This is a genomic window from Edwardsiella sp. A.80236 (assembly GCF_044540725.1).
GTDB classification, from domain to species: Bacteria; Pseudomonadota; Gammaproteobacteria; order Enterobacterales; family Enterobacteriaceae; genus Edwardsiella; species Edwardsiella tarda.
Map to the genome: position 1 here is coordinate 113,041 of NZ_JBIUCY010000009.1, position 22,985 is coordinate 136,025.

Consider the following 22,985-nt stretch of genomic DNA (forward strand, 5'->3'; position numbering starts at 1 on the left):
ACCTACCCTAGGCGGGTCAGCAGCACACCGCAGAGGATCACCAGCGCGGCCGTCACCCGTGCCCGCCCCAGCGGCTCATGCAGTAGGCAGGCCGACAGTAGTAGCGCAAACAACACGCTGCTCTCGCGTAAGGCTGCGACGATGCCGATCGGCGCCTGCGTCATCGCCCAGATGACGATGCCATAGGCCAACAGCGACATCGCGCCCCCAGCCAATCCCCGGCGCCAGGTGCTGCGTATCAGATAGCCGGTGCGCGCCCCCTGACGCTGCCAGAGCCATACCAGCATCACGCCCCCATTGAGCGCAAACAACCACAGGGTATATCCCAGCGCATCCCCCGCCGCCCGCGCGCCGGCACCGTCAGTCAGGGTGTAGCCGGCGGTACACAGCGCGCTGAGCAGCGCATCACGCAGCGCGGCGCCGCTCAGCGGGCGTCGGCTCGCGCCGCGCAGGGCCATCAGCAGTACCCCGCCTATCAGGATCAGTGCGCCGGCGGTCGCCAAAAACGAGGGGGTCTCCCGCAGCAGCAGGCTGAACAACATCACCAATAGGGGAGCACACCCCCGGGCCAGCGGATACATCTGCCCCAGATCGCCATGGCTATAGGCCCGGCTGAGAAACAGGCTGTAGGCGGTGTGAACCAGCACCGACAGCGCGAGCCAGTACCAGGCGGCCGCCGGCAGCGCGGCGCATAGCGGCAGTAACGGCAGCGCTGTCAGCCCAGCAAACAGCGCCACCAGCGCGACGCTGACAAAGCGATCCGCGCCGCCTTTCACCAGCACATTCCAGCTGGCGTGCAGCAGCGCGGCAAACAGAACGGCAATAAAAACCGCGGTGGTCATCTGCGATGGTATCCCTTCCCGCTATAAACAGTGAGTCAGCGCGGCATTGTCGGCCACTCCGGCTGACATCTACGCTCTCCTAGCATAACCGGCGCGGCACGCGCTGCCATGACGACAACCAAATAAAACAGGCCACCCTAAGGTGGCCTGACGCTCGCACAACGGTACCGCTATCGCGCTTAAAATCCCAGGCTGTCCAGCAGATCGTCGACCTGCTCCTGGTTGGCGACCACACCCGGACCGTTCTGGTTCATCTGCGGGCCATTCAACAGGCTCTCGTTCTCACGCTTCGGTTTGGCCGGTTGTTCCGGCATGTTCTCCAACAATACCATCAATAGCTGCTTTTCGATCTCCTGGATCACGTCCATCATGCGCTTGATCACCTGACCGGTCAGATCCTGAAAATCTTGCGCCATCATGATCTCAAGTAGCTGGCTGTGAGTGAAGGCGGTATGCTCCGGTACCGCGCTCAAGAACTGGCGAGTATCCGTGACCAGTACCTTGGCCTCGTCCAACTCGATCGGATCCGCGAACCAGTCATCCCAACGTTGCTTCAGTGCCTTCGACTCCTGCTCCATCAAGGTCTGACGCGGCTGGGCCGCCTCGACGCAGTTCAGGGCGCGCTCGGCGGCCTGACGTGTCATCTGTACCACATAATCCAGGCGATCACGCGCATCGGGGATGGCCTCGGCGGCCTGGGCGATGGCTTGATCCAAGCCAAGCTCTTTCATGCTGTCGCGCAGCATGCGCGTCAAATGACCAATCCGCGCGATGATCTCGCCAGCATCGGTGACGGGCATCGGATGTTCGTTCATCGTAACTCCTTAGATCCCGAGCTTTTCAAAAATCTTGTTCAGCTTCTCTTCCAGCGTTGCGGCGGTAAACGGCTTGACCACATAGCCGCTGGCGCCCGCCTGGGCGGCGGCGATGATGTTCTCTTTCTTCGCCTCGGCCGTCACCATCAATACCGGCATCTTGTTCAGCGAGCCATCCGCGCGGATCGCCTGCAGCAGCTGCAAACCATCCATGTTGGGCATGTTCCAGTCAGACACCACAAAATCGAAGCCGCCGGCACGTAGCTTCGCCAGTGCATCGGCGCCATCTTCCGCTTCCTCTACGTTGTTAAATCCCAGCTCTTTTAACAGATTGCGTACGATACGACGCATGGTAGAGAAATCATCGACAACCAGAAAACGCAGATTCTTATCCGCCATACTAACTCCTAAAAAAAGCCCTTGAGCCGGGGTGCAATAACCTGAAGACCAGGTATTCGTTGATGGCCGCGCGCATGACGCGGCCGACTATCGGTTAAATACGCAGCGCCTGCTTGGCGCTGACTTGTGCCAGCATTCGCTGGCTGATCTGGGACAGATCGACCACTTCGTCGACGCCGCCCATCTGAATCGCCTCGCGCGGCATACCAAACACCACGCAACTCGCCTCATTTTGCGCGATGGTATAGGCTCCGGCCTGGTGTAAACGCAGCATCCCCGCCGCGCCATCATTGCCCATCCCCGTCAAGATCACCCCGACGGCGTTACGACCGGCGTGACGGGCGACAGAGTCGAACAGCACCTCGACGGAGGGACGGTGGCGGTTAACCGGCGGTCCCTCATTCAGACGCGCGATATAGTTGGCACCGCTGCGTGCCAACTCCAAATGGTGCGCGCCGGGCGCAATATAGGCATGACCCGGCAGGATGCGTTCGCCATCCTCGGCCTCCTTCACCGTGATCTGGCACAGCTTGTTGAGGCGTTCGGCAAAGGAGCGGGTAAAACCCGGGGGCATATGTTGCGTGATCAATAGCGCCGGACTGGTCGGCGGCAACGGTTGCAATACGTGACGAATCGCCTCGGTTCCGCCGGTAGAGGCGCCGATAGCGATCAATTTCTCACTGCTCAGTAGCGGACCGTGGCTGAGGGTGGGCGGCGGTGTCTGGCCGCTCAGTTGACGCGGCAGACGAGCCCGGGCGGCAGTCCGGATCTTATCGGCGATCAGCTCGCTATAGGCCAGCATCCCCTCACGGATCCCCAGTTGTGGCTTGGTGACGAAGTCCACCGCCCCCAGCTCCAGCGCACGTAGCGTGATCTCCGATCCCCTACCGGTAAGGGAGGAGACCATCACCACCGGCATCGGGCGCAGGCGCATCAGTTTCTCTAAAAAGTCGAGGCCATCCATGCGCGGCATTTCCACATCTAACGTCAATACCTGTGGATTGAATTTTTTGATCAGATCCCGTGCGACCAGGGGGTCCTGTGCCACGGCGACCATCTCCATATCGGGATGGCTATTGACGATCTCCGTCATCAGTTGGCGCATCAACGCGGAGTCATCCACGCACAATACTCGGATCTTATTCATCGGCTCTCCTTCGTCAGCCCGTATACCGTCTGCCCGCGTAGTTGAAAATCGCGAGAGATCTGGCTGAAGTTCTCCGAATGGCCGGCAAACAGCAGGCCACCCGGCTTTAACAAGGGGATAAAACGACGCAGAATGTTAGCCTGCGTTTGTTTATCGAAATAGATCATTACATTACGGCAAAAGATCGCATCGAACGGCCCCGGCAGATCCCAACGGCTGTCCAACAGATTCAACATCTGAAAATGGACCCGTTGGGCCAGTTCATGACGTATCCGGATCAATCCCTGGTGCGGCCCGGTGCCCCGCAGGAAAAAACGCTGCAACTGCGCGTCGCTCAACAGCTTGGCCTCATCCTGGCGATAGATGCCGCGGCGCGCCTTTTCCAACACTTGCGTATCGATGTCACTCGCCCACACCTGCGGCATCACCGCCGCAGGCCCCAATGCCTCGGCCAGCGTCATGGCGATGGAATAAGGTTCCTCACCCGTCGAGGCCGCCGTGCTCCACACGCAATAGTTGTGCCGCCTGGCGCGCGCATGCTCCGCCAGGATCGGGAAGTGATGCGCCTCGCGAAAAAAGGCGGTCAGGTTCGTGGTCAAGGCATTGACGAAGGTCTGCCATTCCGCGCTCTCTGGGTGACTCTCCAGCTGTGCCAGATAGGCACCAAAATCATTCAGGTTCAACGCCCGTAGGCGACGGACCAACCGGTTGTAGACCATCTCACGCTTATGGTCGGCGAGTACGATGCCGGCCCGCTGGTAGATCAACTGGCTGATCCGCCGAAAATGGGCATCCCCCAACGTCAGACGTTGCATTGCCAGTGAGGAGACGTTGTTTTCCCCCTGTGCTGCCTGTTGTACTTGATTCGTCATCACTCACCAGTTCATTCGCCTACTTCAACTTCGCGATCCGCCAGGCGGATCGCCCATCAGCTGGTACCGTTAGCCACCGTTTCCACATCGTTGCGTAAACGGAAGGTGGCGACGGCGCGTGACAAGACATCGGCCTGACTCTCCAGCGATTGTGTCGCCGACGCAGCCTCTTCGACCAACGCGGCGTTTTGCTGGGTTACCTGATCCATCTGGGTAACCGCCTGTGCGACCTGCTCGATACCTCGACTCTGCTCCTCCGATGCGGAGCTGATCTCGCCCATGATATCGGTCACGCGCACCACCGAACGCACCACGTTATCCATGGTGTTCCCGGCATTTTCCACCAGGGTGGACCCCTGCTTCACTCGGCTGACCGATTCATCGATCAACCCCTTGATCTCTTTCGCTGCCTGGGCACTACGCTGCGCCAGATTGCGCACCTCACCCGCGACCACCGCGAAGCCACGTCCCTGCTCACCGGCCCGTGCCGCCTCGACCGCCGCATTCAGCGCCAAGATATTGGTCTGGAAGGCAATGGCATCGATCACGCCGGTAATATCGCCAATTTTCTGCGAGCTATGGGTAATGTCATGCATGGTACGCACGACCTGGCCCACGATCTCCCCACCTTCACCGGCGGTGCGTGAGGCCTCCTGCGCCAACTGCGATGCCTGGCGGGCATTATCGGCGTTCTGTTTCACCGTGGCGGTCAACTGCTCCATACTGGCGGCCGTCTCCTCTAACGAGGCCGCCTGCTGTTCGGTGCGTGAAGAGAGATCGTTGTTACCGGCGCTGATCTCCTGCAACCCGGTATAGATGGCATCCGTACCCTGGCGTACCGATAGCACGGTGCCCGCCAAGGCCTGCTGCATACTCCGCAGGCTGGCGTACAGCTGGCTGATCTCGTTGCGCCCATAGACCAGGATCTCACTCGACAGATCGCCCTGCGCGATGCGCTCAAAGTGGCCTCGCATCACATCCAGCGGTCGTAATAGCATGTTGCGCAGCCACCAGATGGCTACCGCCATCACCACCAGCAGGACGATGAGCGTCAGCAGCATCATCATCATGGAGAGATGATACGAGGACTGGTTATTCTCCCCGCCCTGCTTCAGCTCTTTCTCCACATGGTGATTCACCGTCTGCACACGCGCCTGGAACTGATCTTGAATACGCTGAGTCGGCTGATCCATAAAGCTTTGCAGCTGCCCCTGCTCCAACATTGAGGCCAACTCATGCAATGCCTGGTTCAGTGCCTGGTAACTCTGCGCGGTCTGCTGGGCGAGTGCGCGATCCTCCTCGTCGCTCTCGGAGTAGGCCATGTATTGCTGCATTGAGGCGTCGGCCTCTTTCAGAATGGCGCGCGCTCTTACCATCAACGCATCGATCTGCTCCTGAGGAATGTGCAATGCCGCACGGGTCGCCGCTCGGTTCAACGTATTACGCACCTGAAGCAACGCGACCCAGGTCTGATTCAACGACTCACGCTGTTCGTTAGAAAGCTGCACGCGTGCATAGTTATGGGTGTCAGCGCGTATCGATAGAAACGACATGCCGTTGGAGGCCAGCTGCAGCAAGCAAAATAGCATCACCAGCAGAAACAGGCTGGTCGATAGGCGGATTCGGTTAAGCACGATAAGCGTCCTCATTAGCCGGCAAGCTGTAGGGTACCGGCACAATTGTTATTTTTTTCACTTCTTACTCATGGGCCGATAGCGATCGGCGGTGAAATGCGGCGCAAGCCTCCTGGCCGACGCCGCATGCGGGAGTATCAGAAGGTCTCCCAGTTGTCGCTGTCATCAGCCGCTTTGGCTTTACTCGGTGGCACGACGGCACTGGCCGGTCGGCTCGTGGTCACCGGCGTTGCCACCACCGGCTCCTCTTCACGCTGCATCTCGATGCGGAACACGGCCACGGCCTGATTCAGATGGCTGGCCTGCTCCTCCAGGGAGGCGGCGGCCGAGGCAGACTCTTCCACCAACGCGGCGTTCTGCTGTGTCACCCGATCCATCTCGGAAACCGCCTGAGCGACCTGCTCAATACCGCGGCTCTGCTCATCAGAGGCCGAGGCGATCTCGCCCATGATGTCGGTGACACGCGTCACGGCGTTGACGATGTCGCCCATCGTCTCACCGGCCCCTTCGACGAGGACCGAACCGGTGTCGACCTTACTCACCGACTCCTCGATCAACCCTTTGATTTCTTTTGCCGCCTGCGCGCTACGCTGCGCCAGGTTGCGCACCTCGCCCGCCACCACGGCAAAGCCACGCCCCTGTTCACCGGCACGCGCCGCCTCTACCGCGGCGTTGAGCGCCAAGATATTGGTCTGGAAGGCAATGCCATCGATAACACCGGTAATATCGGCAATCTTCTGCGAACTGCTGGCGATGTCATGCATAGTCTGCACCACATTCGCCACCACCTTGCCGCCGCGCTCGGCGGTTTCCGAGGCACTCAAGGCCAGCTGACTCGCCTGACGCGCGTTTTCGGCGTTCTGTTTCACCGTGGCGGTCAACTGCTCCATACTGGCCGCCGTCTCCTCCAACGAGGCGGCTTGCTGCTCGGTGCGTGAAGAGAGATCGTTGTTGCCGGCGGAGATTTCACTCGCACCGCTGTAGATGGCACTGGAACCTTGGCGAACATCGCTCACGGTACGGATCAGCTCGCCCTGCATGTGACGCAAGCTATCGGCCAGTTGCCCCATTTCGTTGCTACCGTATACCGAGATTTGTCCAGAGAGATCGCCGACGGCAAACTGACGAATATTGGCCATCAGGCTATGAAGCGGACGGATCAACACGCGTTGGATCCCGAGCCAGACGGCGGCAATGACGATGGCAACGCAGAACAGCACGCCGAACAGTAGCCACAGCGATAGATCATAAGCCGCACTGTTAGCCGCGACCGCGCGCTGGTAGAGGCGATCGTTCTCCACCAGATAGCTGTTATAGGCCTGCTCGAAGCTATCCTGATAGCGCTGTGTCGGCTGATCGAAGAAGGCTTTGATGTTGCCTGCCGAGAGCAGTTGTATCAGTTCGGTCAAGGCGTTATGTAAGGTGTCATAGCGTTGATCGACCTGTTGGGCCGCGTCATCGCTCTGATCGGTCACGCGTGGAAGGTTATGGTAGTGCGCCCATTCACTCTCCGCTTGCTTCAGCTGACTTTGCGCCAGTTGCAGCAGGTCGGGTAGTGTCGCACCGGAACCGCTATTGTTCTGATCGGCCATATAGCGGATCCCAGCGCGGTTCAGGGTGTTGCGGGTCTGGATCAGGGCCACCCAGCTATTATTCAAGGCGGCCTGTTGCTGACGAATAGTTTGCAAAACAGTGATGCTTTCCTTGTCGCTTTTCAGTGCGTCAAAGAACACTCCAGAGGAGGTTATCTGCAAAAGGCCAAATAACCCCAATACCAGCAGTAAGCTGGTCACAACTTTAATGCGGTTTAACATGGGCGTCTCATCTTTGCTGCATCAGATTTCAAGAATATCGGCGCACGGCAGGAAAACTTTACCCGACTATGGTGGTTAAAAAATCTTTTTTAACCTGTAATTCCGATATTTTATTTTGAAACCCTGCCAGAGCAGCGTGGCTAAGTCACCCACTTCGCCGCCCGAGATGCGGGCGGCGGACAACCATTAGGCCGTGACGCTATCGACCAGTGCCATCTCTTCGCTACTTAATAGCTTCTCGATGTCCACCAGGATCAGCATGCGTTCGCCCAATGCACCGAGGCCGGTCAGGTACTCGGTGGAGAGCGTAACGGCAAACTCCGGCGCCGGTCGGATCTGATCGGCGCTCAGCGACAGCACATCGGAGACGCCGTCTACCACGATGCCGACGACACGCTGGCTAAAATTCAGCACGATCACCACGGTATTTTCGTTATAGCTGACATCTTGTTGCGAGAATTTCACCCGCAGATCGATGATCGGCACGATCACACCACGCAGATTGGTCACGCCCTTAATAAAGGCGGGCGTATTGGCGATACGCGTTACCTGATCGTAGCCGCGGATCTCCTGCACCTTGAGGATATCGATGCCATATTCCTCATCACCCAGCGTAAATACCAGGAACTCCTGGCCGACGGTCTCACCCGCCAGCTTGCTTACGGAAGCCAGTCCAGTCATGTCTGTTCACCTTTCGTTATTCATCGTCATCGACGCCGCCGCTGCGGCGCCGGTTGCAGCGTTAAGAGTCAGGCGGCCGAAACGGCTACCCGTTTTTCCCGGTTGATACTCTGGAGCGCCGCCACATCGACGATCAATGCCACGCTGCCATCACCGAGGATGGTCGCGGCGGAGATCCCCGGTACCTTGCGGTAGTTGGTCTCCAGGTTCTTTACCACCACCTGATGCTGCCCGATCAACTGATCGACCAGCAGCGCATAGCGCCGTCCGGCGCTTTGCAGGATCACCACGATGCCCTGAGTTGCATCGGTTTTCGCCCCCGCCACATCGAACACGCTATGCAGTTCGACCAACGGCAGGTATTCGCCCCGGACCTGTAGCACGCGTTCGCCACCAGCCAGAGGATAGAGATCATCGTCGTTCGGCTGGAGCGACTCCATCACCGCATTCAGTGGCAGGATGAAGACTTCATCGCTGACCTTAACCGACATGCCATCGAGGATAGCCAGGGTCAACGGCAGGACGATGCGAATGGTCGTGCCTTTGCCTTCGCGCGAGGCGATCTCGACGTGGCCGCCCATCTCCTGAATGTTACGTTTCACCACATCCATGCCGACGCCACGCCCGGAGACATCGGTCACCTTCTCGGCGGTCGAGAAACCCGGGGCGAAGATCAACAGGCCGATCTCTTCATCGGTCATGTTGTCGTGTACCGCCATCCCTTGGGAACGCGCCTTATCCAAGATCTTCTGATGGTTTAATCCCGCGCCATCATCAATGACCTCGATGTAAATGTTGCCCCCCTGATGCTCGGCGGAGAGGGTCAGATTGCCGACGGCGCTCTTGCCCGCGGCCTGGCGAACCTGCGGCGACTCGATTCCATGATCCAGGCTGTTACGCACCAGATGGGTCAAGGGATCGATGATGCGTTCGATCAGACTCTTATCCAGCTCGGTCGAGCTCCCCAATAGCGTCAGCTCTACCTGCTTATCCAGCTTGCTGGCTAGGTCGCGCACCAGGCGCGGGAAGCGGCTGAAGACATACTCCATCGGCATCATGCGGATCGACATGACAGACTCTTGCAGATCGCGCGCGTTACGCTCCAACTGCCCGAGGCTATTCAAGAGATCGCCGTGATCGACGGGATCCAACATGTTAGAACGCTGCGCCAACATCGATTGAGTGATCACCAGTTCACCGACCAGGTTGATCAGCTGATCGACCTTCTCGACCGCGACACGGATGCTGGTGCTATTTTCCATGCCTTTGGCGGCGCGGGGTGGCGCGCTACGCGTCGCAGGGGAAGCGGCGGGTTCATGGGATGGCGCGCTCTCCTGGGGGGCCGGGGCCTCACTCGGCTCAGCAGGATGGGCCGTAGTGGCCACCTCCGGCTCAACCGTGGGGGCGGCAGGTGCCAGCGCCGCCTCCTCCAGGCTCACCTCGGGGATCGGCGCGCTGGCGGATGAGGGGGCAAAATGGATCTGTTCAGGCTCCAGCACAAAACAGAGCACCGCGGTGATATCCTCTTCGCTGACCGTGGTATCCAGCACCACATCCAACGCGTCATCGCCGCTTTGTTGCTGCAGAATCGTCCCCAGATTCGCCAGCTCCTCCAGCATCAGCGGCACCTCGCTTGCCTTCAGTCCGCTCAGAGAGATCGCTAACCCGGCGGCCGCTGGTGCGGGCTCTTCGGCGGAAGCCGCCGGTAACGTCGGCGCGGCAGTCTGCGGCTTAGGCGCTGCCGCGCTGGTTGACGCAGTGGGCGTCGCCCCTTGCGCTTCCAAGGCCAACTGCCTCAGCGCCTGACAGATATACTCGAAACTGGCGGCATCGGGGTCCTGAGAGGACTTATAGGCATCGAGCTGATCCTGCATAATATCTTTGGTTTCCAGAAACAGGTTGATGATCTCGGTACTCAGCCGCATTTCACCCCGGCGAGCACCATCGAGCAGGTTCTCCAGCAGATGCGTGGTTTCCTGCAATACAGTAAAACCGAACGTGGCCGCGCCGCCCTTGATCGAGTGTGCCGCGCGAAAGATAGCATTCAGTTGTTCGTTATCGGGCTGTTGCGGATCCAGCGCCAGCAGGTGCTGCTCCATATCCGCCAACAATTCATCCGCTTCATCAAAAAAGGTTTGATAAAACGCGCTAATATCCATGCTCACAGGTCACCTCTTGTCTATCGCGCTCGGAATTTTGACGTGGTCATTCATCGGCGCCAGCGGCGTCGGGATAAACGGGGTCGTTGCCGGCTGACCGCTCGCGGCGCCGATGCGCTGCCACTGTTCGCTGACCGTCGGCTGCGCCATCTCGACCGCATTGCCGCCATCCGCATCCTCATGCTCGATCCGGCTTTGTGCGGCTTTCGTCAACACCAGGATACTGATACGTCGGTTGACGGCCGCGTTGCCGGCCAAATGGCGTAAGTTCATCGTGTCCGCCATCCCTACCACCCGCAGGATCTTATTACCCGCCAGGCCACCGATGACCAGCTCCCGGCGCGAGGCGTTGGCCCGATCCGCCGACAATTCCCAGTTGCTGTAACCACGCTCACCGTTGGCATAGGGAAGATCATCCGTATGACCGGATAGGCTAATCTTGTTCGGCAGTTCATTCAGGATCGGCGCGATGGCGCGTAGGATGTCACGCATATAGGGTTCGACACGCGCGCTACCATTCTGGAACATCGGTCGATTTTGACTATCAATAATCTGAATTCGTAACCCTTCATCCATCATGTTAATCATCAGATGAGGACGCAATGCCTTCAGGCGCGGATCATTAATGATCACCTTCTCTAGCCGCTCACGCAGACGCTTCAGACGCAGCTGTTCAGCACGCTGCTCTGGGTCGGGATCGGCTGCAAACCGCTGCACCTCTCCGCTCTTCTGTGTCACATCATCGCCGCCGCCAGGGATAGGGCTAAAGCTATCGCTAGATCGCTGACCGCCTTGTAGCGCGACCTTGAGTGGCGTGCGGAAATATTCGGCGATCCGGGTCAACTCTTGCGGGCTGGCGATGGCTAGCAACCACATCACCAAGAAGAACGCCATCATGGCCGTCATAAAATCGGCATAGGCGATCTTCCAAGCTCCACCATGACTCGCCTGACCATGCCCCGAACGCTTCTTCTTAACCAGAATGACCGGATGTTTACCGCCCTTCATACTTCTTCTTCCGTTGCCGCCTGTTTCGTCGGCGCTTTCACCTGACGAACATGCTCTTCCAGTTCGATAAAGGAAGGACGTTCGGTGGAATAGAGCGTCTTACGCCCAAACTCGACGGCGATCTGCGGCGCATAACCATTCAGGCTGGAGAGTAGCGTCACCTTGATGCAATGCATCATCTTGCTGGTTTCAGCACTCTTCTGGCGCATCAACGAGGCCAACGGCGAAATAAAACCGTAGGCGAGCAAGATACCGAGGAAGGTGCCGACCATCGCATGGGCGATCAGGGCGCCCAATTCAGCGGCGGGCCGATCCGCCGAGGCCAGCGCATGCACCACCCCCATCACCGCCGCCACGATACCGAAGGCTGGCAACGAATCGCCGACCGCCGCCAGGCTGCCCGCCGGCACCTCGGCCTCTTGCTCGAAAGTCTCGATCTCTTCATCCATCAATGCCTCGATCTCGAAGGCATTCATGTTGCCGCTAATGATCAGGCGCATGTAGTCGGTGACAAACTCGATCAACGTCTGGTCGGCAAGGAGACGGGGATAGTTGGAGAAAATATCGCTTGAGCTCGGATCTTCGATATCGCGCTCCAGGGAGAGCATCCCTTGCTGGCGCGACTTAGCCAGCAGTTGATACATCAATCCCATCACATCCATGTACAACGCCTTGTTGTACTTTGAGCCGCGCGCCAGCTTAGGCAAGGTGCGCAAGGTCGATTTGATCGCTTTGCCGTTATTCCCAACGATGAAGGCGCCGATGCCGGCCCCGCCGATAATCAGTAACTCAGATGGCTGATACAACGCACCCAGATGGCCCCCCACAAGCGCGTAACCGCCAAAAACCGCGATTAGCACAACGGCATATCCCAGTAGAATCAGCACGTGAATTCCTTACATGATCGCAATGAACAGTCGGGCGTAACCTGCCGGCACAAAGCCGGAGAGAGGAGGGTCGAAGACGGATAGCCGTCGTAGACGGCGTGCCGCCGCGGCGAGAAACCCACGGCAACACGCGAATGGACTGATTACCTCAGCCGGTTACACCACACATTTCTCTTGCTCAGCGAGCAAGTGTGGTAAGATATCGGCAAGATTCTCAGAAAGTTTACGTTTTTTTATCGCCCGTGATGGCGGTTGGCACAAGCTACAGGTAAAACTGTGTGCGGGTTGGTGAGCATGGGCAATAAAGCGCCCCCCACAGGCGTTACAACAGGCCGGCTCCAGCATGCCACTCTCGACAAAACGCACCAGCGTCCAGGCACGGGTCAGCGCCAGGACGGGCTGGTCACAGCCTGCCGGCAGGCACTGTTCCAAGTAGAGTTTATAAGCACGGATCACCGCTTCTACACCCTGGCAAGCACCGCTGCTCAGCATGAAGGCGTAGATGTTATAGAACATGGAAGAGTGAATATTCTGCTCCCATGTCATAAACCAATCGGTAGAAAATGGCAGCATTCCTTTGGGTGGCGGGCTACCACGCAGCTCCTTGTACAGCTTGATCAGCCGCCCACGACTCAACTGCGTCTCACTTTCCAACATTTGTAGACGAGCGCCTAGCGTGATCAACTCCATAGCCAGATGGATATCTCGCGCTTCCTGAATGATGCTCTTTTCGCTCATTTCAGTCTCGTCTCCTCCCTTCAGAGCCGTCCTGCAATTGTTGTAGTAGATGACTGGACAGCAAGATCCCGGTATGGATCTGTTGTAAATCATCCACGCGTGACTCTTGCGTCAAACGTTGGATAGTCTGATGATTTTCAAAACGAAACTGGCAAACCAATTGGTTAGTTTCAGCCAACTTTACCATCTGAGGTAGCGTCAGTTGCACCAACATCTCCGCCATATCCGCATCAATGCCTAAGCGAAACATCGCGGAAGGTTTATCGTCATGAATTAATCGCTGGCCAGTAATAGATATGACAGATTAATGTCATAAATATGCTTGAGTATTTCTGCGCTACTCATTATCTCACCCTGCTTGACTTACTAGACCAACACAATGAAACGTACCGCTACCCTCACTACGCCGCGGCGCAGGTCTCAGTCAGATAGCGGAAAACCGTACAAATGTTAATTGGAGCATGACGGCCACGATCGTTGCGTACCACATAGCCAGAAATTGTGCTTTTGATATACAAATCGCCGTTATGCACATGAGGGTGAATAACGGATAACACTTAGGACTATTCTTAAAACGAAGCAACTCTACCCCTGAATGGCGGCCATACACAACGCACAAAGGCCTTTGATTTGAGAAAAGCGTGATCTAGATCACAAAATCACCCCAGAAAAGTATGATTTTTGCGGAATTAGTTCACAAATCGCCCTGTTGCGCGGCGTGCGCATTTTATGTGGTTAACTTTTTGAATAAAAAGGACATTTATCGCTCAATTTTTAATCCATTTTAAACATATTCAGATTTAAATCCTGCAATTTCACAAATGTTTATATAAATATTCCAAAAAATATGAGTTCTCTGCCTGTGGCACGGTAGAACAGAGAATGCCGAGACAATAAAGTTAGATTAACTTGATAAGTTCGCCAGCATATAATCTCTATTTTCTGACTAATAGAGGCCCCACAAGACATTCAGCTGATATGTATATTGGCAGGTTTGGTTATTGGCCTAGTTTTATTAGGAAATAATGAAATACGCGGCGGATGCCTCATTCATATTATTCTCACTCTGCGTTATTAGTTGGAATAAATCGACCATATATGGCTGCATCATCAATGGGGTTAATGTTTTTAATCGCCTAAAATGGGGTATCTTGTCACCATATGGCGTAGAGGAAGACGCTAACCCAACGGGTTATTGTCCAAGGAATGCCCCATGTCCACCCCGTATCATTGAGGAGCCTTCTTTATGTTCAACTTCGATTACTACAACCCGACCCGCATCCTGTTCGGTGGCGAGCGCATCGCCGATCTCGCCCAGCATATTCCGCGAACGGCACGTATTCTGATCGCCTACGGCGGTCACAGTGCTCATCAATTCGGTTACCTGGATGAAGTCCGCCATGCCCTCACGGGATACACCCTCTTTGAGTTCGGCGGTATTGAGGCGAACCCACGCATGGAGACACTCATGCGAGCGGTGCAACACGTCCGGGAAAAACAGATCGACTTCTTACTGGCGGTAGGCGGTGGATCCGTCATCGATGGCTGTAAGTTTATCGCGGCAGCGGCCCACTATTCTGGCGATGTCTGGACGATGTGGAGCCAGAAACTACCGCCGCAAGCAGTCTTGCCATTGGGGTGTGTACTGACCCTGCCGGGAACCGGATCTGAGATGAACCCAACGGCGGTGGTGACCCACCAGGCGCTCGGTGCTAAGGTGGGCTACTCCCATCCCGCCCTCTTCCCTCGCTTCTCGGTGTTGGATCCACACAAATCCTATACCCTACCGCCCCGTCAGATTGCTAACGGTGTCGTCGATGCGTTTGTTCATGTCATTGAGCAGTATCTGACCTATCCCGTCTACGCCCGCGTGCAGGACCGCTTCGCCGAGGGGCTGCTACTGACACTGATCGAAGAGGGGCCGAGGGCGCTGAGTGAGCCACAAAACTATGATGTTCGCGCCAGCATCATGTGGGCCGCCAGTATGGCACTCAATGGCTTACTGGGCGTCGGCGTGCCGCAGGACTGGTCGAGCCATCGTATCGGTCACCAACTCACTGCGTTGTATGGACTGGACCATGCCCTGACTCTCGCCATCCTATTACCGGCAGTGATGCGGGTACAACGGCAAGATAAACGACTCAAGCTGCTGCAATACGCCGAGCGTGTATGGGGAATCCGGCAAGGAAGCGAAGAGCAACGCATCACTGCGGCCATTGAACAGACCGAACGTTTCTTCAGCGATATGGGCATGCCTACGCGCCTTAGTGCCTGCGGCCTCGGCGAGACGTGTATTGAAGCGGTGATCGACAATCTCCGCCATTTTGGCCTGCTGCCATTGGGCGAGCGGCAAGATATGGATGAGGTCGTCGTGCGCCGCCTACTCAGCCTGAGCTACTGAGTCGCGGCGGCCCGCGCCCGCCTGCGGGGGCACTCTGTGAACCCGGCCTCACTGCGCCCTAGGGCATTTTTGTATTATTTATTTTTCAGCGTAGTGCAGCACACCCGGCAACAGAATGACCTCGCTCAGGCACAACTCCGCGGCCTCATCATCGATTGACCGCGTGCCCGCACCTCCGTCATCTGCCATCCACGCTCAACACAAGGAGGCGTCGCATGAGTTATCACACTATCCTGGTCGCCGTGGCCCAAGACGCCGATAGCCACATTTTATTAGAGAAAGCGGTCGCTATCGCACGCCCCACCGGGGCCAGCATTAGCCTACTCACGCTATGTCATGAAGCGGATATGTGTTGTACCTATGCCGGCCCTCTTCTCGCCGATATGCGCCACTTACTGCATGAGGAGGCGGCCCTGTTTCTGGCACAATTGGGCCAACGCATCGATTACCCTATTACCCAGACGTATATTTGCAACGGTGAGTTAATCGACTGTATCGTCGACACCTGCCAACGCCAACGCATCGAACTGTTGATCTGCGGTAATCATTACGAGGGCTTCTTTAAACGTCTGCTGAGCTCATCGGGGCTGCTCATCGATCGCACCCATACTGACGTGCTGTTGGTCGCGCTCTGAGGCAACGATGGCGAGCGGGCTCGCACTCATTGCCCCGAGAAAGCGCAGATACTCAGGCTTACTGGCAAAGGCCAGTTTGCGCATGATCCCACGTTGGCGGTAGTTAACACTCTTATGATGGATGCCCAAATAGTCGGCGATCTGGTAGGTGTCCCCCCCTCGACTACGGATCGCCACCACCTTCCATTCAGGAAAAGTCATCGGGGTGATCGTCGGATGACGGCGCATCTTATTCACAATACGTGGGCTAACATGGGGCCGGGTGAGCGCGTGTCGATAAGCCTGCGCCAGTTGCGGCAGCGTCTCACGCTTCGAGAGTAGACTCAACGTCCCCAGGCTATGTAGCGCCGCCAAGACGGCGGGATCGACGATGTCGGTCATCACCGTGATGGGCAAGGCGGGGCGATAAGCGCGTAAGCGTAGCAAGCTCAATAAGGCATCGATGGGGGCATCGTGGCGAGTATATAATTCAGCGATCACATGCCCCACCGATTGATTCATCGCCCGCTCAAACAGACGCGCGTAACACGTCTCCTGCACTACCGGTCGATCGTCCGCCAACACATAGCGCCTCAGACTGTCGCAAAAGAAGCGGTCACAATCCATCACCAACGTCGCTCGCTCAGGGTTATCATGGTGATCGCGAGCCGCTGTAGACAGGAAAAGAGGGGGCTCTGCCACTGCACTCATTGGTTTTTTATCTCTCCTGTGCGTAAGCCAACGCCTTGGCCGACACTGAATCTACCGCCGTATTCCGACTGTATGTTTGGGTCAGTATCCCCCATCCCCCGCCCGCTGGCTATTTGGAGAATTCGAACAACTTGACAAATATTTTTCCTTATCTTGTAAAGATATTTCCTGTTAAGCTAAGCGCTTGCTTGATAACCCAAGCCTCATCAGCCCCCCCTTCTCCCCGCTCATATTCGCAGCATTGTATGGCTATTTATTTCAACCTGGTCTTTATTACGTATAAATGTTTCGCCACGCTGACCCGCCGCCCCAGCTAATTTATAGTGCTATGAATTGTCGTTATTTTATTACCTTCCGTCATAGACGATTTTATGCGCAAAAAAAGCCCTCAGAACGTTAGAGTCAACTATTTTTCCGGCCGCTTTGTGCTGATCTATATTGGCATCGCTGTTTTTCTCTTGTTACTGCTATTACGCGTCGGTTACCTCCAATTAATGAAGCAACCGCAGCTAGAAAAAGAGGCCGACCAACGCTCGCTACGCGAACTGGTGACACACCCGTTGCGCGGCACTATCACCGATCGTAACGGCCAACCCCTGGCTGTCAGCGTCGCCTCCAACGATGTGATCGCCGATCCGCTACGCGTCCTCGAGCACGACCCACAACTCTCCAGCCCACAGTGGCGTTACCTGGCCAGCGCCCTCTCCCAACCACTGGATAGCGTGCGCGACAAAATCCTGCAAAATAGTCAGCGACGCTTCATCTACCTTGGCCGCCAGGTCGAGGCGGAGATCGCCGACTATATTGCCAAGCTGCATATCACCGGAATCACGACCCCCAATGACGCGAGTCGCTACTACCCGATGGGCGCGGCGGCGGCCCCCTTACTCGGTATTGTCGGCCTCGATCAGCAGGGATTGAACGGCATAGAGCATGGTTTCAACGCCTTATTACAGGGTAAACCCGGTTATCGCCTCTATCGTAAGGATCGCTACGGTCATGTGGTCGGCCTGATGGAGGATGATCCGGCGCAGCAGGCACCGACCCTGGCGCTGAGCATCGACCGTTATCTGCAGTATGCCCTCTACTCTCACCTACGCGATGGGGTACTGCGTAACCAGGCTGACTCCGGCGCCGCCGTATTGGTCGATGTCAATACCGGCGAAATTCTTGGCATGGCGAGCTACCCCTCGTTCAACCCGAACAATTACCAAGGTGTGGCGCAGCAAGATATGCGCAACGTCGCCATCTCCGACAGCTTTGAGCCAGGCTCCACGGTGAAGCCGCTGGTGGTGATGGCGGGACTCCAACGCCACCTGATCCGTCCCGATTCGGTCATCGATACCACGCCCTACCCGGTCAACGGTCACCTGATCCGTGACGTTGGCCACTGGCCACGCCTGACCATCACCGGCATCCTACAGAAGTCGAGCGATATCGGTGTCTCACACATCGCGCTGGCGATGCCTGCCGACGTGCTGGTCAATCTGTACCATGGCTTTGGCTTGGGCGTATCGACGGCCCTGGGGATCAGCGGCGAGAGTAGCGGCTACTTTCCGTTGCATCGCCAGCGCTGGTCGGATATCGAGCGCGCGACCTTCTCCTTCGGCTATGGCCTGCGCATCACGCCGTTACAGATGGCGCGTGAGTACGCCACCATCGGCGCCTTCGGCCTGTTCCGGCCCTTATCGATCACGAAAGTGACCCCACCGGTGATCGGCACCCGGGTAATCGATGCAGACATCGTGCGCACCGTGGTCCATATGATGGAGAGCGATGCCCTACCCGGCGGTAGCGGCGTGGCAGCGGCCGTCCCCGGCTACCGCCTGGCGATCAAGACCGGTACCGCAGAGAAGATGGGCAGCGACGGTAAATATGATGGCGGCTATATCAACTATACCGCGGGCGTCGCTCCAGCGAGCAACCCACGCGTCGCCCTGGTGGTGATGATCAACCACCCCACCGCAGGCAAGCACTTCGGCGGCTCGGTCGCCGGCCCGGTGTTCGGACAAATCATGGGGGATGTGCTGCGCCACATGAATATTCCACCCGATGCCTTGACCGATCAGGCCATCACCCTTAACCAGCATAGCGAAGTGATGCAACACTCTGGTACATAAGATATTTTTAACTTATACTTTCAGCCATCAGTCTCGGTGCAGTGGGGCATGCTGCACCGGGCAGGGAGCGCGTCATCATCCCGGTGAAATAGAATACAATTAACCTGAACGATTTGTTCTGTTTATCACAGATATTCACTGCGCTAGCGGTTGCTATTCCCTCTGGCTCAGATTATCTTCATGCTGCCTAGCCGGACCGAATCCGACCCGCCCGGATCCCCTCTCCAGCAGCAGCTCTGCGAAACATTACACCGACTAACCGGAGCGTTGGCGGTTCATTACGGTGAGTCAGGATCACCAGCGCATCTTGTGCAGAAAAAACATGAAAATAAAAGAACTCCTGTTACGCATCAAAGCATGCTGTGGCGAATTATTAACCCCTTACCCGCTGCTTTACCTGATCCTTGCGAGCTTGATCAATCTGGGCTTAGGCTATCCCTTTAGCGCCCTCTATGCGTTAGGCTTCGCCAGCGTCTTCCTGCTATTGGCGCACTATCTGCCGCGCGCACAGCGCGTGCTCTTGCTGCTCTGTACCCTGGTGGCCGGCCTGTATTATCCCTTTGGCCGCGTCTTCGGCCCGCCTAATTTTAACTCCGTGCTGGCGCTCTACTCGACCAACCCGGAAGAGGCCGGTGAGATGGCACAGATCTTCCCCTTCTGGGATTATCTGATCGCGCTATTTATCTTGCTACTCGGCGGCCTGCTGGTTTGGCGCCCGATACCGCGCGAGAAACGCTGGGGGGTTCCTAAGACGCTCTATCTGCTGCTCGCCTTAGCGGGTCTGCTGTTGACACCGGTAACGAATCTCAGCGCCGGCGGTGACTTCCGCCTGAACGATACCGGCTACCCGGTGGTGCGCTTTATCGAAGACACCACCACCGGTAAGCTAGAGGTGGATAGAGAGATGGCGCGGATGCAGAAACTGGCCTCTGTCCCCGACACGTGGCATGTCACGGCGGTAAAACCGCGGCATCAGGTCTATGTGTTGGTGATCGGCGAGAGCGCACGGCGTGATGCCTTGGGGGCCTTTGGTGGCAAGTGGCCCACTACCCCATTCGCCAGCCAGGTCAACGGAATCTTCTTTAATGACTACCTCTCGGCGGCGCCTTCGACGCAAAAATCGCTAGGGCAGACGCTGAACTTGGTGCGTGATGGCCAGGCCGAATACCAAAACAGCGTTATTACGCTGGCGAAAAAAGCCGGCTTCCAGACCTATTGGTTCTCTAACCAGGGGCAGTTGGGTAAATATGACACCATCGTCGCCAGCATCGCCAAGCGTGCCGATGAGGTCCGCTTCCTCAAGCAGGGTGACTTCGAAGACGATAAGTCCACCTCTGACATGAATCTGCTGAAGTTTACGCAATCGGCGCTAGACGCACCGAGCAATGGGCCTAAGCTGATCGTCTATCACCTGATCGGTTCGCATCCGAAGGCCTGTGATCGCACCAACAACCACTTCACCACCTTTGTCCATACCAAGGAGACCTCCTGCTACCTGTACAGCATCACCCAAACCGATCAGTTCTTACGCGATCTGTACGGCCAGCTGCAACAGAGTGGACAAAACTTCTCGTTGATCTACTTCTCTGATCACGGCTTGGCCTTCCATGAGAAGGGAACGCGTAGCGAATTTCTGGCCCACCACGACCGCTACCGCCAGGATTATCAAGTCCCGTTAATGATCCTCTCCTCCGGCGATACCCGCCGTACGGTGATCAAGGCGCGGCGCTCGGCCCATGACTTCCTGCACCTGTTCTCCGATTGGACCGGGATCCAGAGTCAAGAGATCGTCGATCGTTACCGCTTCATCTCCGGACAGAAGGCGATCCCCGCCAAGGTGATGGTGCAGAACTTCGCCCTGAAACAGGTCCCTTACGACTCGTTAGAGGACGATCCCTTCATTGTGCCAGACTCGGCGGCACAGCGGCGCCACTAAGTTCGCCTCCCGACGTAAGGGCGCCGCTCGGCGCCCTTACGCTTTCTTGTTCCGCACCGCCCCCGGCACGCGTTATCCGTTCGCCGCCAGCGCCGCCAAGATGGCGTCGCTCTGTGTCACCCGGGCGATGCGTGGGAAAATATACTGTAGGCTATGACGGTGCTGAACCTCATCGGCGGCGGCGCAGAGATCCTCGGCCAGCAGTAACCCATAGCCATGCTCCCAGGCGCTACGCGCCGTCGACTCCACGCCAATATTGGTCGAGATACCGCCTAATACTAAGGTATCGATGCCACGTCGACGCAGTTGCAGATCCAAGTCGGTACCATAAAAGGCGCCCCACTGATGCTTGATCACCTGGATATCCTGCGGCTGCGGCTGCAGCGATGCGGGATAGTGCCACCAGTTATCCGGCAGTGTGCGCGCTGGCGATGGCTGATCCACCGGCTGACGCAACGCGTCGCCGCCATCGGGCGACCAACCGACGCGCACCAGCACCACCGGCAACGCTCGGGCACGAAAGGCCTCGGCCAGCCGTACGGCTCGGCGCACCACCGTCTCCCCCTCACAGGGCGCCGCGGCGAAGGGCAAGATCCCCTGCTGTAAGTCGATCAGGACCAGGGCCGTAGTGGCCGGATTAAACTGTAGCATCATGGCGCTCCTCGTGACGATTCTGCGGCGATCGACACATCGCCGCCTGTGGATACAGTGTAACCAAGGTGCCGGACCGACACGTATCCCGCGCTCATCATTGTGTTAGCAAATGTGAGCCGAGATGGCCTCACGCCACGCGGGCGAACAGCTCGTTAAACGCCTCACTCATCGTCGGATGGGTATAGATCTGATCGCGCAACACGCTGTATGGCAAACCGGCGTCCATCGCCATCTTCAGCAGATTGATCATCTCATGGGAGTCACGGCACAGCAGGGTCGCCCCCAGGATCTGACCATTATCGCGCCGCACTAGCGCCTTCAGTACACCACGCGTGTCGTTCAGCGTATGGGCTCGCGGGATGGCGCTGACGGGTAAACTGACCACCGTGAACGGAACGCCCTGCGCCCGGGCCTGCTCCTCGTTCAGACCGATACGCGATAGCGTCGGGCTGATAAAGACCGAATAGGGAACGGCGCCGCGATCGCCGGTGCGGCGCTGCCCCTCGCCATACAACGCATCACGCACGATGCGAAAATCATCCAATGAAATATAGGTAAACTGTGGCCCGCCATTGACATCCCCCAGCGCCCAGATATGAGGTTGCGTGGTGCGTAACTGCTCATCGACCACGATGGCGCCGCGCGCATCGACCGCCACACCGGCCCGATCCAGCGCCAGTCCCGCGCTGTTAGGCGTGCGTCCCGAGGCCACCAGCACAGCGTCGGCCCGCAAGATCGCGCCGGCGACCTCAAGGCAGACCTCATCCCCCTGCTCGAACACCCGTGTGACCTGCGTCGCCAGGCGCAGATCGACCCCTTCGTCACGCAAGAGGGTCGCGACCGCCTCGGCGATGTCACGATCCTCACGCGCTAGGAAATGCTCGCTGGCCTCCAACAGCAGGACCTCGGCGCCGAAGCGACGCAGTAACGACGCAAACTCGATGCCAATATAGCCAGCACCGAGGATCGCCACGCGCCGCGGTAAGGTCGTCAACTGTAATAACGCTGCACTATCATATACCTGTGCCGACTCGGCTAACCCGGGGATCGGCGGCAGGGTCGAGCGAGCCCCGGTATTGATGAAGATTCGCTCGGCGCGGATCATCTGCTCGCCCTGGGCATTTTCCACTGCCAGGGTATAGGCATCCACGAAACGAGCCTGGCCATCGATCAGGGTCACCGTGGCCAAGTCCGCCAACATCTGGCGATTCTTTTCCCGCAGCTGGGCGACCAGGTGCTGTTGCCGTTGCGCCGCCAAGGGGAAAGGCACCGCCGCCTCGGCGTCGTGTACCCAGGTCTTGGTGGGAATGCAGCCGACGTTAATGCAGGTTCCGCCATAGCGTTGCGCTGAGCGCTCGATCAACGCCACCGACTCACCACGCCGCGCCAAGTCGGCTGCCAGCGTCTTTCCCGCCTTACCAAAGCCGATCACTACATTCTGAAAGTGTGTCATGGGGTTCTCCTGCGTCCAATAAAATGAATAATGGACGGTATGTCCAATGCGCTTAGGTTACGCCAGCCGTCGGCAAGCCCCGCTGTGTTTGGCGCGCAGG

General features: G+C 57.5%; 19 protein-coding genes and 1 pseudogene. 4 read left to right on the top strand and 16 right to left on the bottom strand.

The genetic code is table 11. The features are described 5' to 3' along the window. Positions 1-2: 2 nt before the first annotated feature. The 13 genes and pseudogenes from ACEQFP_RS09685 to flhD form a co-directional block, all read right to left on the bottom strand. The gene (locus ACEQFP_RS09685) at positions 3-842 is read right to left on the bottom strand and encodes an EamA family transporter (protein ID WP_370550246.1); all 840 of its coding nucleotides are present in this window, start codon (positions 840-842) and stop codon (positions 3-5) included. Between the two features lie 179 nt (positions 843-1,021). After that, on the bottom strand, positions 1,022-1,657 hold the full coding sequence (cheZ, locus tag ACEQFP_RS09690; protein WP_370545876.1) for a protein phosphatase CheZ: 636 nt from the start codon (positions 1,655-1,657) through the stop codon (positions 1,022-1,024). A 9-nt stretch (positions 1,658-1,666) separates the two neighbouring features. Next, positions 1,667-2,056, bottom strand: a complete 390-nt coding sequence (gene cheY / locus ACEQFP_RS09695) for a chemotaxis response regulator CheY (protein WP_370545877.1) — start codon at positions 2,054-2,056, stop codon at positions 1,667-1,669. A gap of 94 nt (positions 2,057-2,150) precedes the next feature. Then, positions 2,151-3,203, bottom strand: a complete 1,053-nt coding sequence (locus tag ACEQFP_RS09700) for a chemotaxis response regulator protein-glutamate methylesterase (protein WP_005293033.1) — start codon at positions 3,201-3,203, stop codon at positions 2,151-2,153. Beyond that, the gene (gene cheR, locus ACEQFP_RS09705) at positions 3,200-4,075 is read right to left on the bottom strand and encodes a protein-glutamate O-methyltransferase CheR (RefSeq protein WP_205438358.1); all 876 of its coding nucleotides are present in this window, start codon (positions 4,073-4,075) and stop codon (positions 3,200-3,202) included. Before cheR ends, ACEQFP_RS09700 begins: the two co-directional genes overlap by 4 nt. A 56-nt stretch (positions 4,076-4,131) precedes the next feature. Further along, positions 4,132-5,709, bottom strand: coding sequence for a methyl-accepting chemotaxis protein (locus tag ACEQFP_RS09710; RefSeq protein WP_205438359.1), 1,578 nt, complete (start codon positions 5,707-5,709; stop codon positions 4,132-4,134). A gap of 137 nt (positions 5,710-5,846) precedes the next feature. Further along, the gene (locus tag ACEQFP_RS09715) at positions 5,847-7,523 is read right to left on the bottom strand and encodes a methyl-accepting chemotaxis protein (protein WP_370545878.1); all 1,677 of its coding nucleotides are present in this window, start codon (positions 7,521-7,523) and stop codon (positions 5,847-5,849) included. A 186-nt stretch (positions 7,524-7,709) separates the two neighbouring features. After that, on the bottom strand, positions 7,710-8,204 hold the full coding sequence (cheW, locus tag ACEQFP_RS09720; RefSeq protein WP_005284624.1) for a chemotaxis protein CheW: 495 nt from the start codon (positions 8,202-8,204) through the stop codon (positions 7,710-7,712). 68 nt (positions 8,205-8,272) lie between these two features. Beyond that, a complete protein-coding gene (gene cheA, locus ACEQFP_RS09725; protein WP_205439201.1) occupies positions 8,273-10,363 on the bottom strand; it encodes a chemotaxis protein CheA in 2,091 nt (696 codons plus the stop codon). A 9-nt stretch (positions 10,364-10,372) separates the two neighbouring features. Then, complete coding sequence (motB, locus tag ACEQFP_RS09730) at positions 10,373-11,371, bottom strand: flagellar motor protein MotB (protein WP_205438361.1); 999 nt, start codon at positions 11,369-11,371, stop codon at positions 10,373-10,375. After that, positions 11,368-12,258 carry a flagellar motor stator protein MotA gene (motA, locus tag ACEQFP_RS09735; protein WP_370545879.1) on the bottom strand — a complete coding sequence of 297 codons (891 nt, stop codon included), beginning with the start codon at positions 12,256-12,258 and terminating at the stop codon, positions 11,368-11,370. Before motA ends, motB begins: the two co-directional genes overlap by 4 nt. A gap of 156 nt (positions 12,259-12,414) precedes the next feature. Beyond that, positions 12,415-12,996, bottom strand: a complete 582-nt coding sequence (flhC, locus tag ACEQFP_RS09740; protein WP_370545880.1) for a flagellar transcriptional regulator FlhC — start codon at positions 12,994-12,996, stop codon at positions 12,415-12,417. Position 12,997: 1 nt separating this feature from the next. After that, positions 12,998-13,341, bottom strand: a pseudogene (flhD, locus tag ACEQFP_RS09745) (flagellar transcriptional regulator FlhD). Between the two features lie 901 nt (positions 13,342-14,242). Between flhD and ACEQFP_RS09750 the strand changes: the two are divergent. Together ACEQFP_RS09750 and ACEQFP_RS09755 are read left to right on the top strand one after the other, a co-directional pair. After that, the gene (locus tag ACEQFP_RS09750) at positions 14,243-15,397 is read left to right on the top strand and encodes an iron-containing alcohol dehydrogenase (RefSeq protein WP_370545881.1); all 1,155 of its coding nucleotides are present in this window, start codon (positions 14,243-14,245) and stop codon (positions 15,395-15,397) included. Positions 15,398-15,612: 215 nt separating this feature from the next. Next, positions 15,613-16,032 (top strand): universal stress protein, encoded by a 420-nt coding sequence (locus ACEQFP_RS09755; RefSeq protein ID WP_370545882.1) that lies wholly within the window; start codon positions 15,613-15,615, stop codon positions 16,030-16,032. Here the strand turns inward: ACEQFP_RS09755 and ACEQFP_RS09760 are convergent. Continuing rightward, positions 15,976-16,722 carry a LuxR C-terminal-related transcriptional regulator gene (locus ACEQFP_RS09760; protein ID WP_370545883.1) on the bottom strand — a complete coding sequence of 249 codons (747 nt, stop codon included), beginning with the start codon at positions 16,720-16,722 and terminating at the stop codon, positions 15,976-15,978. The two genes, ACEQFP_RS09755 and ACEQFP_RS09760, sit on opposite strands and share 57 nt — an antisense overlap. A 371-nt stretch (positions 16,723-17,093) precedes the next feature. Here ACEQFP_RS09760 and ACEQFP_RS09765 point away from each other — a divergent pair, with 371 nt between their 5' ends. Next, positions 17,094-18,842, top strand: coding sequence for a penicillin-binding transpeptidase domain-containing protein (locus ACEQFP_RS09765; protein ID WP_370545884.1), 1,749 nt, complete (start codon positions 17,094-17,096; stop codon positions 18,840-18,842). 322 nt (positions 18,843-19,164) lie between these two features. Continuing rightward, complete coding sequence (locus ACEQFP_RS09770) at positions 19,165-20,778, top strand: phosphoethanolamine transferase (RefSeq protein WP_205438368.1); 1,614 nt, start codon at positions 19,165-19,167, stop codon at positions 20,776-20,778. 72 nt (positions 20,779-20,850) lie between these two features. On the opposite strand, the gene ACEQFP_RS09775 is transcribed toward ACEQFP_RS09770, so the two are convergent. Continuing rightward, complete coding sequence (locus ACEQFP_RS09775) at positions 20,851-21,432, bottom strand: hydrolase (RefSeq protein WP_205438369.1); 582 nt, start codon at positions 21,430-21,432, stop codon at positions 20,851-20,853. Between the two features lie 127 nt (positions 21,433-21,559). Continuing rightward, complete coding sequence (gene rclA, locus ACEQFP_RS09780) at positions 21,560-22,885, bottom strand: reactive chlorine resistance oxidoreductase RclA (protein WP_370545885.1); 1,326 nt, start codon at positions 22,883-22,885, stop codon at positions 21,560-21,562. Positions 22,886-22,985 lie beyond the last annotated feature (100 nt).